Below are 13,256 nucleotides of genomic sequence, written 5' to 3'. Positions count from 1 at the left end.
CTTCACCAATGGGGGATCCGTTTGCGGACGGAATGGAGTAGAGCGTCGAGCGCAGGGGCGGCCCGCGCTTGACAGTCATACCCGGCGGAAAGACCGCACGTCGTGCACACGAATCGACGAGGTTCTCGGGAGCACTCGCTGCGTAAGCGAGTACCTCCGGGCGCCTCGTCGGATACAGGTCTACCGAAGACTGGCGCAGGTCACAACGATGGTTGAAGTGGCGACTTCAAGTTGGGTGCTGGTTGCCAGGACGCAGTTCGGCACGCGGAGTGATTCACCTTGTGCGAGGTCATCGAACCAGGCGCCGCGGCTCAGACGACGCCGGCGTTGAACGCCGAGACGACGGCTTGGAGCCGGTCGCGGACCCCGAGCTTGGCCAGCACGTGCGCGACGTGGGTCTTCACAGTCCCTTCACCCACGACGAGTCTCGCGGCGATCTCGGCGTTCGAGTGCCCCTGCGCGAGAAGAACCAGCACGTCGCGCTCCCTGCTGGTCAGGTCGGCCAGTCGGGCGGCGACCTCGGGGCGCAGTTCTCTGGTGCCCAGCGCCCTGATCACCGGGAGTGTGACTGCTGGGTCGATGACTCCTCGCCCGGCGCCGACCTCGTGGATGGCCTCCAACAGCCGCTCGGGCGGCGCGTCCTTGAGCACGAACCCATGCGCTCCGGCTCTCAGGGCGCCGATGACGTAGTCGTCGAGCCCGAACGTGGTGAGCACGATGATGCGCGCTGAGCTCTGCGCCTCGTGGAGCTTCCGCGTCGCGGCGATCCCGTCGAGGAGGGGCATCCGGACATCCATCAGGACGATTTCTGGCTCAAGCCTGAGTACCAGCGCCATCGCAGTCTGCCCGTCCCCGGCCTCGCCGACGAGCTCGATGCTCGGGTCCGCCTCGATGATCCGGGCCAGACCTGCTCGAACCAGGGGCTGGTCGTCGACGACAACCACGCGGAGGACGCTCATGGCGTCGGGGTCGGGAGTTGGGCCATGAGCCGGTAGCCGCCGAGGTTGCTCCGGCCGGTGCTGAGCACACCTCCGAAGAGGTTGACCCGCTCGCGCATACCGAGCAGGCCATGGCCCTCCGGTGTCGGGGTGGGCGAGGGTCCGCGCCCGTTGTCGCTCACCTCGATCCGTAACGAGTTGGATGCCCAGTCCAGGTGGATCTCGGCGCGGGTCGCTCCGCTGTGTCGCACGGTGTTGGTCAGGGCCTCCTGCACGATCCGGAAGGCTGAGACGTCGAGGTCGGGGCCGATCGGGTGCGGATCTCCCGTCACCAGGAGGCTCACGTCGAGACCGGTGGCGCGCACACTCTCGGTCAGCTCGTCGAGCTGGGTGAGACCCGGTTGTGGCACGAGGGACCTCGTGTCGGCCTCCTCGCGCAGCATGGACAGGAGCCTGCGCATCTGTTCCATGGCCAGGCGCCCCGACTCCTCGATCGATGCCAGCGCCGTGTGGGCGCCGGACCCGGGCGCAGCGTGTAGCCGTTCGCCACCCGCCTGGACGACCATGACGCCAAGGGTGTGGGACACGACGTCGTGCAGCTCGCGGGCTATGCGCGTGCGTTCCTCGGCCAGGGCGGCTCGGGTGGTCGCTGCCCGCTCGCGCTCGAGTGCCTCCGCATAGTTCCGTGCCATCAGTGACTGCTGTTGCAGATGGTGAACCAGGCGACCGGCCAGCCACGCTCCGCTGAACGCGACCACGGGAAAGAAGATGTCATCGATGCCCACCCATATCGCTCCGGCGCCGAGACTGATGCCAAGGCCCAGACCGGCGGTCGTTCGGGTGCCGTATGCAGCCACCGAGAAGGCAGAGATCAGTAACGGGATGAGCGCGTCGTCCATCGTCGGTGCCGGGTCGACGAGTAGCTCCTGCACCGCCAGCCCTGTCATCACGATGGTGAGTGACGTCAGCGGCGCGTTCCGCCGCCAGGCCAGCGGGGTTGTCATCAAGCACGATGTGGTGAGGTAGGCCCAGCGCGGACCGGAGAGGTACCCGTCGTCCGTGAGCAGCGCGACGGTGAGGATCAGCAGACAGCCACCGGCGATCACCAGGTCGACCACGCGAGGGTGGTCGCGCGGCAGCCGCCGGACCGTCATCAGCCACTTCACGATTCACGGTACTGCCGTTGTCGGGACTCCGTCATCTGCCGAATGGCAGAGGTCGATTTCGCCCAGACGGGAGACGCGTACGCCGGATTCGGCTCCTACCGTCGAACGAAACCGGTCCGATCCGAGGAGACATCATGCGAACTCCGGCAGGCAGACTCACTCTCAGTCGCGTGGGCGCCGTTTGCGGCATCGCTCACGTGGCCCTCTTTGTGGCGATCATCGGCTTCACTCCGGCGATTCCGATCCCGAGCGAGTCGATCGACGTGATCGCAAGCGGAACCCAGGAGCACTCCTTGGGGATCCGGCTCGGTCTCTATCTGGCTGCCCTGATGACCTTCGCGCTCATCGTGTTTGCCTCCGCCGTCGCAGTGCGCCTCCAGCGTGCCGGATCTGGCGACTGGTGGATGTTGTGCGGTGTCGGAGCGGCAACCCTGAGCATGGGGCTCGCGAGCGAGGGTGACGTCCTGAGCTTTGTGCGGGCCGTGGGGCACGGGGTCCGTGGTGATGCTCTGTGGATGAGCTATCCGCCGGCACCGGACGGGTTCGGCATGGCCGTTCCCGCGGGCGTGTTCTTGCTGGGCGCGGGGCTGGGGGGCTTGGCCAGCGGGGCGTTCTCGGCCTGGCTCTGCCGCTTGGCCGTGGTTCTCAGCGGCGGCTTCCTCGCCGGCGGTGCCGGGATCGTAGGGAACGAGGTAGACGGAGGACCGTTTGGACTGGTCCTGGTGCTGTCCTTCGTGGGTATGTGGGTCTGGACCGTCGCCATCAGCATTCGCCTTTGGCGGACCAACCTCTTGGTGGCCCCGGAAGCCGGAGTCGCAAGAGCCGAGGCGTAGCTGGATGTCGATTCCCGGCGCCGCACCTGCCCGTCAGGCGGCGCTAAGACGCGGGCGGCGATGGTGGGCTGGTCGTGAACAAGGCGTCCTCCGGCAGCGGCAGCGGTCCGCTCCTGGCCGTCTACTCTCGAGCCCGTTTCCACTCCGCCGAGTGCTCGCTCTTGTGGTGCAGGCCGACGAGCCTGGCGGGAAACCACCACTTCACGGCTCGGCCCACGACCGTTCTGCGACACCAGCAATCCGGGTCGCAACCGCACTCACGATTGCGCGGATTGTGGACCTGCTGAAGAACTGTCCGCGTCACACGCCACGAGCCTACGCGCGATCGGGCCGATGGGTCAGTCTGGTGTCGAAGACCAACCGACTGACCGAACGCGCGACGCGGCCTCACGCGGCGGTGTGTCGCAGCCGCAGGGCAGGAGCATTCAGCGCCGTCGCACGCTCGAGAACATGACGGTGCGGATGCGTCGCTCGACGAGGTTGGCCACCTGGTTGGCGACCATCTGACCGAACGCATCTCCGAGGAAGGTCGCGAAGGTGACCGGTGGCGGTCCGTCTCGCTCGATTCGGGCGCGCATCTGCTGGAACCAGGCGAGGCTCTCCTCCGACGAGTCGATTTCCGAGATGACCTCGAATCCGGCGGCGGAGAGCAGTTCACGCACGCGCTCGGGGGTGGCGAGGAAGCTCGTCGACGGATCAGCGGCCCACGGAACTGGGAAGTGCACAGGGCCACCTTCGCCCTGCAACACGTCGTAGATGACGAACCTGCCGCCGGGCCGGAGCACTCGGAAGGCTTCGGCATAGAGCGCGGGCTTGTCGGCGATGTTCATCGCCACGTGCACGGTCAGCGCTGCGTCGAACCCCTCGTGGGGAAGGCCCGTGGCGGTGGCATCGCCGACTTGGAAGCTGGTCCGGTCGGACATGCCCGTCCACTGCGAGAGCGCCGTCGCAACCTCGCAGAACTCCGGAGTGAGGTCGACGCCGGTGACCGAGCACCCGCTTTCTTCTGCAACCGTTCGCGCCGGACCGCCCAATCCGCTGCCGAGGTCGAGCACACGAGAGTCAGCGGCGACACCGAGGGCCTCCATGATCTCCAGAGTGGCCGCCCGCCCACGGATGTGGAACTCGTCGACCGGAGCGAGGTCGGCCGGCCGCAGTGTTGCGCGGTCCACGCCGGATGCGTCCAGCGCGGAGCTGATCACCGATACGAGTCCGCCAGGACCGGTGTAGAAGGTCGAGACCTGGTTCATTTCGCCATCGTTCCAGCGTCACCCGCTACTCGGCCACAAATCCCGTACGTCGTTTGCGCCCGCGTGTTTCCAAGGCGCGAGTCCAGGCACACAACGCACTTCACTCTGGAAGGACGCAGGTTCTCGGGTCACCCGCGTCGCACCTTCCCGCAAGGCGAACGGCTCGTGGGGACGACAGATTCCGGCGCCGAGCCTAAGTTGTCCCGCACGCGGATCCCCGTGTGGGACGGCCCGGGCAACCGCGCCAATGGCGAAGTGACTCGCTCGCGCGGTGCGTCATGCGGGTCGAAGCGCCGGCAGCCAAACTGGTTGACGCCGGGCATAGGAAGCCCGGGGAGGAAGTGCACAGCCGCGCCGTGTCCGAGCACCTACTCCGCGGTGGCGTGGTTCTGCAGCTGGCTGGCGGCTTCCGCGCACCGGGCAGCATCGGACTGGTTTCCAGCGCGCGTGTATTCCTGTGCGGCTTCTCGGTACATCGCACGGGCCTGTTCGGGCGCGCCTTCGGCGTGGCGGAGTACGCCGCGAGCTTCCCAGACGGCGCCGTTCCACAGGCCGCCTTGCCACATGCCGGCGATCCGCTCTGCTTCGGTGATGAAGGCGCGTGCTCGGTCCAGTTCGCCGGCTCGTGCGCAGGCGGCCGCGGCGCTGGTCAGGTAGCCCATCGAGCAGGGCTCGCACGATCGCATCTGGGCGAGCTCGCGCTCTGCCGTGCGCAGAACGGTGAGGGTGTGCGTTGGGTCGGCCGCCTGGATCATGGTGCCGAAGACGCGAACCATGAGGTGGCTGGCGAGGTCGGAGCGGACCGCGATGGAGCGGGCACGGGTGAGCAGTCGGTTGGCGTCGAACTTGCGGCCGTTGATCACAGCGGCTTCGGCGAGCCGTTGTCGGGCGAGGGCTGACCCGGAGAGGCAGCCTTCGTGGTCGTTGGCTTCGGCCGCCTCCTTGAGGTGTTGTTCGGCCTCGATGAGGTGGCCGGCGAGTAGTTCGGCTTCGCCGAGCATGAGCGTGGCGAGGGCGGCACCGGTCGCCGACCCGGCCTCGTCGGCGATCTGCATCATCTGGCGGGCGAAGTCTGCGGCGAGGTCGTAGCCGTCGGGCGCCGCGAGGTAGTACTCGGCGAGGCACAGGTGGGCGTCGTACACGATGGGCTCCATGTTGGCCCGCAGCCGCATGGATTCGCCGAGTTCCTCGGCGAATCGTTCTCGCCATCGGCCTTGAGCCATGGCGACTTTGGCCAGGATGACCGCGGCTTCGCCGAGTTCGCGGCCCAGGCCAGAGTCGAGGGCAATGGCGCGCGCTTCCTCTGCGGCGCGCTCGGCTTCCTCGATCTCGTTTCGGTTCATGTGCACCAGAGCCCAGGCCAGCAGCGCGTGCGCCCGTTCGGCCTCCGTGGGTTTGGGGGCGCCTTCGACAGCGAGGACTTCCTCGTAGAGCGCGATTGTCGCGCGGTCCGGCCCGACGCCGAGTTGGTCGTGCAGGGCCTCGCGGAGCCTTTCGAAGCGCCGGATCGCCTCGCGGCGCTCGCCGGCGTCGAGGTGGGCGCGCATGAGCGAGCGGGCTGCCTGCTCGTCGGTGGGGTCTTCTTCGGCCAGCCGCGCCCACAGAGATCCGACGCGCAGCAAATCCAGGTAGCGCTGCCGCAACCGGTGTTGTGGCTCGGCCAACCAGGACTCGTAGCGATCATCGGGAAGCAGGTCGCCGCCATACAAGTCCACGACGTCGCGGCAGGCCGCGGAGTTATCTGTCGCCAGCGCCCGGCGTGCCGCGGTTTCGAAGCGCTCGGCGTCGATGTCGACCTCGGCGTGCGGCCACAGCACGAGCAAGCCCTGCTCGCTCACGATCACCTGTTCGTCTCCCGTGGCGCGTCGAGCGAAGTGCAGCGCCTTGCGGAGGCTGGTGCCGGACGCCTGCGGATCGCTGTCGGGCCAGAACGCCTCCATCACCTGCGACCGGTGGAGCCGGCGGTCAGGCGAGAGCGCGAGCAACTTGAGCACATCGGCCGCGCGCCGGCTCCGCCAGCTGTCCCCGGCAACGGGGGTGCCGTCGACCGTGACCGAGAACCCGCCCAGGAGTTGGATCGCCACCTTTTCCACTTCCGAATCGTATGAGCCGCCCACGGCTCCGACCAGTCCACAGATCGGAACGCTCGCGGAACGGTCCACTTCCTAGCGTCAGCACAAGACGGAACCCAAGACGAAAGGAGTGAGGACCGATGTCGCTCTACATGGATGTGCACAACACGCTTCCGGACGGCACCACGCTGGCCGATGTCGCGGGTGCCCACGAGGCCGACCTCCAGATCCAGCAGCGCTTCGGCGTCCGCTACCTGAACTACTGGGTGGACGCGGAGGGCGGCAGGGTCTTCTGCCTCGTCGAGGCGCCCAACGCGGACGCCGCGCATGCGGTCCACCGGGAGGCCCACGGGCTGGTCGCCGACGAGATCTACCCGGTCGAGCAGGGGTGAGCGCCATGTCGACCACCCAGACCCAAGAGTCTCCCGACACGGCACAGGGACCACGCGATGTCGCAACGGTCTTCCTCAACGCCTTGACTGCGCGGGACTTCACCACGGCACGCACGGTGCTCGCCGACGATCTCGCGATGAGGATGCTCGTCCCGCCCGGATTCATGACCGACGAGGGCGGCGACGCAGCAATCGGCTGGTTCTCCAGCTGGTTCACCGACGCCGATGCGTTCCAGGTGGAGGCATCAAGCGCCGAGGAGGTCGAGGGTCGAGCGGCCGTGGCCTATCGGCTCCGGCTGCACAAGCCGAACGGCTGGTACCTGATCGAGCAGCACCTGATGCTCGACGTCGGTGCAGACGATCAGGTGACGGCGATCGATCTCCTGTGCTCGGGCTTCCGCACGATCGCAGCGGAAGAGCCGGAGTCGGAGTCGCAGCGGGTTCACCGCTTCGACGCGGGCGACCTCGGGTGCGCCGACGGGCTCGCCGGGCATTTCCGCCAACAGATCCAGCGCATTCCGATCGGCGACCTGCTCGTGGTCAGCACGAGCGATCCGGCCGCGAAGGAGGACTTGCCATCACTGGCCCGCCTGATGGGCCATGTCGTTGTTTCGATCGAGGCACCCGGCGACGGACGCCTGGTCATCAGTGTGGAAAGGGGAAAATGAGATGAGCGAGAAGCTGATCTTCAACTGCACCTACGGCAAGGAAGAACCCGAGCGCGCCACGCTCCCCTTCGTCGCCGCGAACATCGCCGCGGCCGCGGGTCAGGACGCGATCGTGCTGTGCACGATCGAGGCCGTGTGGCTCGGCACCCAGGGTGGAACCGACGGTGTCGCCCAGCCCGGTCTTCCGGCGCTCAGTGACTTGTACGCCGAGTTCATCGACAACGGCGGCCAGGTCTGGCTCTGTGGCGCGTGCGCCAAGCCTCGAGGGATCACCGAGGAGCACCTCGTGAAGGGCTCCACCATCGTAGGAGCTGCCAAGGTCGTCGAGGAAGTCGTGGCCGGGGCAAAGACGGTCGCGTTCGCCTGACCGTGAAGCTCCCGGTGTCCCTGCGATGACCGATGCTCGCTAGCTAGATCCTGGCCGCAGGGCGCCTCCACTCGAGGGGTCGCAGGTAAGCCACGACAGACAGCCCGGGCGCGTCAGGTGCGGAACTGCGGGCCGTCCTACGCGCTGATTCAGCGCCGCGACGGAGCACGTCATTCTGGTTTGATGCGGCTCCGCAGCGAACCGACCCGAAGGCCGACTGGCTCAGACGACGTCGGGAGGTACGCCCCGTCCCGCGGGCCCAACCCGCTACGGCGACGAAAGGGCGATCCAACCCAGCCGTCCACGGTGTCCCGCTGGGGATCCCCTGCGGGACGTCGTGGGCTTGCAGGGCCGAACAGGCCGGTGATCCGCCACGGCGACCGGTGACCGTTCCCTTCCGTACGCAGCATCCGCTTGGCGCGGTGGTCAACCGTCCCTCGGTGTGGTCTGACCGATGAACCTTCCGCGCCGTGTTGGTCTGTACGCCGAATACCGACTCACGGGAGGCTGACGCGATGCGGAAACTGACCTTCGGCATGAACCTGAGCCTGGACGGCTACATCGCCGCGCCCGGCGACGACCTCGGCTGGAGCGTGCCGAGCGACGAGCTGTTCCAGTGGTGGTCCGACCGGGTGGCGGCGACGGGCCTGGCGCTGTACGGGCGCAAACTGTGGGAGACGATGAGCTCCCACTGGCCGACCGCCGACCAGCAGCCTGGCGCCACACCGGCGCAGATCGAGTTCGCCCGCCGCTGGCGGGACATGCCGAAGGTGGTGTTCTCCTCGACGACCAGCGCGGTCGACTGGAACGCCCGCCTGGTCACCGGCGACGCTGTCGCCGAGATCACCCGGCTCAAGACTGAGGATGGCGGTCCCATGGACGTCGCCGGCGCCACCCTCGCCGCGGCGGCCATGCGGGCCGGGCTGATCGACGAGTACGCGATCGTCACCCACCCGGTCCTGGTGGGCGGCGGCACGCCGTTCTTCACGGCCCTGGACAACTGGGTGAACCTGAACCTGGTGGAGACCCGGACGTTTCCCGACGGCGTGCTCCTGACCAGGTACGAGACCAGGCAATGAATACCCGACCTCGGATCGGCGCGGGCTCGGGCCACCCAAGGACCTCGTGGCCGTGAGGGATCGGTATTTGGGGCGCAGCCCCGATCAGCTCGGGTGGTGGAGCCGGTGGGCAGCCTGGCCCCGTCGGCCCGTTTCGCCGCTTGGTCCAGCGGGTCTACCGCAACGTACCTGGTGGCCGGTCGTGGGGCACATGCGCGCCGATGCGTGGGACCTGTTGCAATGACGTGACTTCTTCGCGTGCTTGGTGGAGTTCGAGGGAGAGCTCGGCGACGATCTTGGTCAGCGTCTTGGTGGTCTCATGTTCTTCGGCGAGTTGCTTTCTGAGAGACGCGTTTTCGTCCTTGAGCGCGCGGGTCTCCTCGGCGATTCCTGCGATCGAGCTGGGTGTGGCGTCCTGGGCTTTGACGCGGGCCTTGAAGTCGTCGACGAGGTCCTTGTGGTCGCCGTAGACGACGTCACGTCGTAGGCCGGACTCGGTAATCAGTTCGCTGCTGGTGAGCTTCCCGCTGGCCGAACGCAGCGGGGTGCCGGCGAGGAGACGTTCCGCGGCGGCGGTCAGGTCGCGGCGTTCGGCGTCAAGGTCGCGTCGCTTGCGTGTCATGATGTGCGGCCTTCTTTGGGCTCTGTCTGGTGTCGTGTGAGGACGGCGCGGACCTGGTCGGCTTGGGCGCGTGCGCGGTCGCGCAGTGGGGCTGGTGTCATCTGGTCGTCGGCGGCGGCATTCAGGACGTTGAGGCGTTCGCGCAGGCGAGCGATGTCGCGGTCGGTGTAGGCCAGGTTGACGCACCCGGACTGGCATTCCGCCTCGAGGGGGCCGTCCGGAGCGGGAAGTCCGTGAGCGATCCGGCTAGTGCGGCAGGCGGCGGTCTCGGCCCGGTACACGCAGGTCATCCCGTCGCCGTGGTGGATGCTGGGGTCGGCCTGTGCCAGGAGTCGTTCGACGTTGCGGACGCGGTTGACCGTGCGGCCGGCGAACCGGTGAGCGGATTCCACGCGGTCGCGATAGTCGGTGGCGGCGGGGCCGCTGACGTGCTCCCCTCGGGCCAGCAGGGCATGGTCGTGCTGGTTGTGCTCGAGGAGGGCCTCCAGGCGTTCGACGGCCAGGTCGTCGAGCCACCCGGTGTCGGCCTTGCCGCTGTAGCTGAGCGTGACGGTGGTGGACACGTGCCCGTACTGCAACGCGGCGGCGATCAGCCCGCGGGGGCGACGCACGATGAAGTAGGCCAGCGTACGGCGAAACCGGATGGGGTAGATCCGCCCGGCCGGATCAGGGGGGATCGCGGGCTGGCCGTCGAGTCGGTGGAAGGTGGCGTTGACCCAGGCGATGAAGCTTCCCAGGTCGCGGGTGATTTCACCGTTTCGGCGGGCATGCCGGTCGGCGGGCCGGATCGCGTGCGGCTTGTGGAGGCTGGACGGGAACAGCAAGGGGGCGTCGGTCAGCTGCTCGAGCACGGTGATGGCCTGGTGGACGGGACGCACAACGACCCAGGTGCGCTCCCAGGGGTCGTCCCCGAGGGTGGGCCGCGGGGTGCGGGCGTGTCCTTTGCCGCACCGGCCGGCTACCAGGAGCTGGCCGGTCGTCTCGTCCTGGCGGGTGCAGCCGCGGCGTAGGTTGAGGACTTCGCCGGGTCGCATGCCCGACAGGTAGCTGATGACTACGAAGCAGGCCGCGGACAGGTGAGAGACCAGGCCGGGGAGTTCTTGCGTCGTCAGGGGTCGTTCGCGCCACGGTCTCTCCTCGATGCGCCCGGTGATGGTGCCCACGGGTGAGCCGTCGGCGATGGGCAGGCCGCTGTCGCGGATGACGGGCTGCAGGCTGGGAGGGACTTGGCGTTGCGGCAGCTGCAGCATCCTGGCGAGGTGGCTCCAGTTGATCCGTGGTTGCTCCTGCGAGTCGCGGCTCAGGTGTCCGGGTAGGGCGTGGCCCTGCCGGCTCGCGTCGGCGGCGAAGGCCCGGAGCCGCTGCCGGGAGGACAACCCGTCCAGAGTCACCTGGCTGGGGTGGGTGCCAGCCTCGAACTGGTCCAGTTCGGCGCGGGCCGCCACGACGTCGGGGCCGATCACCTCGACCATGCGCAGGCTCCAGCCCAGAAGGGCCTCCATGGTGGCCGGGGCGATGCGCGGGGTCGTGTTCTCCGCGCCCGCCGGCCGGCAGGGGGCCGCGGCCAGCCTGGATGGCGGCGTGCCGTCCCAGGGGTTGTCGGTGTCCAGCCGGCAGTGCGGGGGAAGGTAGGCACGGTAGTCCCAGACGGTGCGGACCGCGATGAACAGGTCACGTTTGCGGCGGTTGCTGGTCTCCAGCCCGAGCACGTGCCGGCGGTAGCGTTCCAGATGCTGGTCGGTGACCTCGTGCAGGCTGGGCAGGTGGTGCTGGCTCATCCAGGCCGCGAACACGTGCAGGGTGCGCAGCCGGAAGACCAGGGTGCCGATGCTCATCGGTTCCCCGTCGCTGGTGACGGTGACGCTGCGCGGGACGGGGTGTTCCAGGAAGGCCAGGGCGACGGTCTTGAACACCTCGACCAGCTCGGCGGGCCAGTGGTCCCATCGGATCGCGTTGATCTTCGCGTGCGCGTCGGGGTGGGCGGGGGCCAGGTGCCAGACCGTGTCCTCGAAGCGGGACAGCTTGCTCGGCGTGGTGCCGGCCCGCACGGTGCGGTGGTACAGGATCGATGCCCCGACACGGCCACGGTCGCCCTCGTCGCTCGTCAGTGCAGGTCCCATCGGCCCTCCAGGAGGTCGCTGACTCGTTGGCGGTGCCCGTCGGAGATCCCGGCCCTGGCGTGGTCGATCTCGGCGGGCTGGAAGCCGGCGGTGATGTCTCGCAGCTGGTCCAGGCGGGGTGCGTACCGGCGCGCCCACAGGGCCGGGGGCAGGTGTGGACGCAACTGCTCCAGTGCGTCGATCGCGGCCAGCTGGATCGGTAGCTGGTGCGGCAGGGCGCGGGCGTTAGCGCAGTCCAGGCAGGCCAGGAACGACGCCGAACAGGCGGCCCCGGGCGGGTCGTACGGGCTGGCCCGGTGGTCTTGGCAGGACGCCAGGACGGTGTCCTTGCTGCCATCCAGGAGGCCGGCCAACTGCTTCGTGCTCATGCCGGCCTGCTGGGCGGCGGCCTGTGGGTCGCTCCGGGCCAGGTCTACGAAGTTCTGGGTGAAGACCGGCACCCGGGCATGGTCGCGGGCCTTGCTCACCTCGCTGTCCAGGGTGGCCGCGACGACGGCGTGGGACTCGGCCTGGACGGCGGGGTGGGGCATCAGGTAGGTATCGCGCATGGTGGCCGCGGTGTGCGCCACGGGGCGACGCCGCCGTTCGATCGCGGTCAGCCGCAGCCGCCTCACCGAGACCACCGGCTTCCCGCCGGGTACCGCGAAGGTGGCGGTGGGGAAGCCGCGGGCGGCGGCCCACCGCTGCACATGCTGGCTGGTCAGCGCGGTGATCCACGGGCTTGGAGTATGAACGGTTCTCTTGGCGATCCGGCCGGTGAAGAGTCCCCGGCTATTGCTCAGGCGGCGGGCGGTGTCGCCGAGGTCGAGCAGCATCCGGTACACCCGCAGCGGCGACCGGGACCACCGGTGCTCCCGGTCGCCGCCGGTGATGAGGTCTTCCAGCGCGATGACCATGTGTTCCCGGTCGGGTCCGCGGCGCGGCTTGCACGACTCGACCAAGGCGAGGCCCTCGTCGGTCAGCCCGCCGTCGGGACGGAAGTGCGCCGCCGGCCAGGCCGCGATCGTGCCGTAGTTCTGCCCGGTCAAGGAGACCAGGAGCAGCGCGAACGCGGCCAGCTCGTCCGGGGACAGACACAGCATGCCGGCGACCTTGACCAGTCCGCCACACCGGTGCACGTCCGGGGTGCCGTTCGTATCGACCTTGCGGGGCAGCTGACCGGTGCGTTCGAAGCCATCCAACAACCGACCGAGCGTGACGTCCTCGCTACCGGTGGGAAGCTCACCGGCCCGATACCGGACCAGCAGTCGCCACGAAGCGTGGATCCGGTCGCGGGCCGCCCGCACGTCGTGTCGTACGGCGGTCAGGATCTCCTGCCATTCGACCTCGGTGTAGCCCCGCTTGGTGATGTCGCGGCGACTCATCGCGCGTACCCGGATCGCCGCCAGCCCGGCCCGCGCGTCGGGGCTGAGACGCTCGTCGTCGCGCAGCAGCCGTCGCAGGTTCTCGACGTAGCCGCTCACGGTTCGTGGTTTCAGGTGCTCGTAGCGGCGCCGGAAGGCCAGCAGGTGCTCGGCGACGACGTCCTCCGGGCGCCGGACGGTGACCGGGTGCTCGGATAGCACGACGGCGAAATGGCGGGCCGTGTCCACCAGCGACCTGGCGGTGGGCAATCGTTTGACCGTCGAACGGGTGGTGAACTGGCCCGCGACACGCTCGGCCAGCCACCGACGGATCGGCTCGGCCACCGGCAGATCGGTGAACTCGAACAGCGTGCTGCGTCCACTGGTTTCGTCGAGGAACAACACACTTTCACCGTCGGGTCCCAGG

Annotated in this window: 12 protein-coding genes; 5 read left to right on the top strand and 7 right to left on the bottom strand. The window is 68.5% G+C overall.

Features of this window, described 5'->3' with window-relative positions; all coding sequences use genetic code 11:
* Positions 1–311: 311 nt before the first annotated feature.
* A complete protein-coding gene (locus NOCA_RS00975; protein ID WP_011751603.1) occupies positions 312–959 on the bottom strand; it encodes a response regulator in 648 nt (215 codons plus the stop codon).
* A complete protein-coding gene (locus tag NOCA_RS25320; protein WP_049774168.1) occupies positions 956–2,104 on the bottom strand; it encodes a sensor histidine kinase in 1,149 nt (382 codons plus the stop codon). The genes NOCA_RS00975 and NOCA_RS25320 overlap by 4 nt, the downstream gene beginning before the upstream one ends.
* A 209-nt stretch (positions 2,105–2,313) precedes the next feature.
* Between NOCA_RS25320 and NOCA_RS00965 the strand changes: the two genes are divergently transcribed.
* Positions 2,314–2,937, top strand: coding sequence for a hypothetical protein (locus NOCA_RS00965; protein WP_158305610.1), 624 nt, complete (start codon positions 2,314–2,316; stop codon positions 2,935–2,937).
* Between the two features lie 425 nt (positions 2,938–3,362).
* Here the strand turns inward: NOCA_RS00965 and NOCA_RS00960 are convergent, their stop codons facing one another.
* Both NOCA_RS00960 and NOCA_RS00955 read right to left on the bottom strand, forming a co-directional pair.
* The gene (locus NOCA_RS00960) at positions 3,363–4,187 is read right to left on the bottom strand and encodes a class I SAM-dependent methyltransferase (protein WP_011751600.1); all 825 of its coding nucleotides are present in this window, start codon (positions 4,185–4,187) and stop codon (positions 3,363–3,365) included.
* 368 nt (positions 4,188–4,555) lie between these two features.
* Positions 4,556–6,280: an AfsR/SARP family transcriptional regulator gene (locus tag NOCA_RS00955; RefSeq protein WP_049774167.1), complete on the bottom strand. Its 1,725-nt coding sequence runs from the start codon at positions 6,278–6,280 to the stop codon at positions 4,556–4,558.
* Between the two features lie 119 nt (positions 6,281–6,399).
* On the opposite strand from NOCA_RS00955, the gene NOCA_RS00950 reads away from it, so the two are divergent.
* The 4 genes from NOCA_RS00950 (at position 6,400) to NOCA_RS00935 (ending at position 8,765) form a co-directional block, all read left to right on the top strand.
* Positions 6,400–6,651 (top strand): DUF4242 domain-containing protein, encoded by a 252-nt coding sequence (locus NOCA_RS00950; protein WP_011751598.1) that lies wholly within the window; start codon positions 6,400–6,402, stop codon positions 6,649–6,651.
* Positions 6,652–6,656: 5 nt separating this feature from the next.
* On the top strand, positions 6,657–7,319 hold the full coding sequence (locus NOCA_RS00945) for a sulfurtransferase TusA family protein (RefSeq protein WP_011751597.1): 663 nt from the start codon (positions 6,657–6,659) through the stop codon (positions 7,317–7,319).
* A gap of 1 nt (position 7,320) precedes the next feature.
* A complete protein-coding gene (locus NOCA_RS00940; RefSeq protein ID WP_011751596.1) occupies positions 7,321–7,686 on the top strand; it encodes a DsrE family protein in 366 nt (121 codons plus the stop codon).
* A gap of 515 nt (positions 7,687–8,201) precedes the next feature.
* Positions 8,202–8,765: a dihydrofolate reductase family protein gene (locus tag NOCA_RS00935; RefSeq protein WP_011751595.1), complete on the top strand. Its 564-nt coding sequence runs from the start codon at positions 8,202–8,204 to the stop codon at positions 8,763–8,765.
* Positions 8,766–8,919: 154 nt separating this feature from the next.
* On the opposite strand, the gene NOCA_RS00930 is transcribed toward NOCA_RS00935, so the two are convergent.
* From NOCA_RS00930 to NOCA_RS00920, 3 genes are read right to left on the bottom strand one after another with little or no spacing between them, the layout of a single operon-like run.
* Entirely contained in the window at positions 8,920–9,366 is a 447-nt protein-coding gene (locus NOCA_RS00930) for a hypothetical protein (RefSeq protein WP_011751594.1), read from the bottom strand.
* Positions 9,363–11,486 carry a hypothetical protein gene (locus NOCA_RS00925; protein ID WP_011751593.1) on the bottom strand — a complete coding sequence of 708 codons (2,124 nt, stop codon included), beginning with the start codon at positions 11,484–11,486 and terminating at the stop codon, positions 9,363–9,365. Before NOCA_RS00925 ends, NOCA_RS00930 begins: the two co-directional genes overlap by 4 nt.
* A complete protein-coding gene (locus tag NOCA_RS00920) occupies positions 11,471–13,234 on the bottom strand; it encodes a hypothetical protein (RefSeq protein ID WP_041545934.1) in 1,764 nt (587 codons plus the stop codon). The genes NOCA_RS00925 and NOCA_RS00920 overlap by 16 nt, the downstream gene beginning before the upstream one ends.
* Between the last annotated feature and the right edge of the window lie 22 nt (positions 13,235–13,256).

The organism is Nocardioides sp. JS614 (genome assembly GCF_000015265.1).
Taxonomy (GTDB): Bacteria; Actinomycetota; Actinomycetes; order Propionibacteriales; family Nocardioidaceae; genus Nocardioides.
The sequence above is the reverse complement of the archived record's forward strand: the minus strand, read 5'-3'. Positions and strand labels throughout refer to the sequence as shown.

Bases quoted from the DNA above. Each gene is read 5' to 3' on its own strand.
- NOCA_RS00975 (WP_011751603.1), bottom strand. From the start codon at position 959: ATGAGCGTCCTCCGCGTGGTTGTCGTCGACGACCAGCCCCTGGTTCGA.
- NOCA_RS00960 (WP_011751600.1), bottom strand. From the start codon at position 4,187: ATGAACCAGGTCTCGACCTTCTACACCGGTCCTGGCGGACTCGTATCG.
- NOCA_RS00950 (WP_011751598.1), top strand. From the start codon at position 6,400: ATGTCGCTCTACATGGATGTGCACAACACGCTTCCGGACGGCACCACG.
- NOCA_RS00945 (WP_011751597.1), top strand. From the start codon at position 6,657: ATGTCGACCACCCAGACCCAAGAGTCTCCCGACACGGCACAGGGACCA.
- NOCA_RS00940 (WP_011751596.1), top strand. From the start codon at position 7,321: ATGAGCGAGAAGCTGATCTTCAACTGCACCTACGGCAAGGAAGAACCC.
- NOCA_RS00935 (WP_011751595.1), top strand. From the start codon at position 8,202: ATGCGGAAACTGACCTTCGGCATGAACCTGAGCCTGGACGGCTACATC.
- NOCA_RS00930 (WP_011751594.1), bottom strand. From the start codon at position 9,366: ATGACACGCAAGCGACGCGACCTTGACGCCGAACGCCGCGACCTGACC.
- NOCA_RS00925 (WP_011751593.1), bottom strand. From the start codon at position 11,486: ATGGGACCTGCACTGACGAGCGACGAGGGCGACCGTGGCCGTGTCGGG.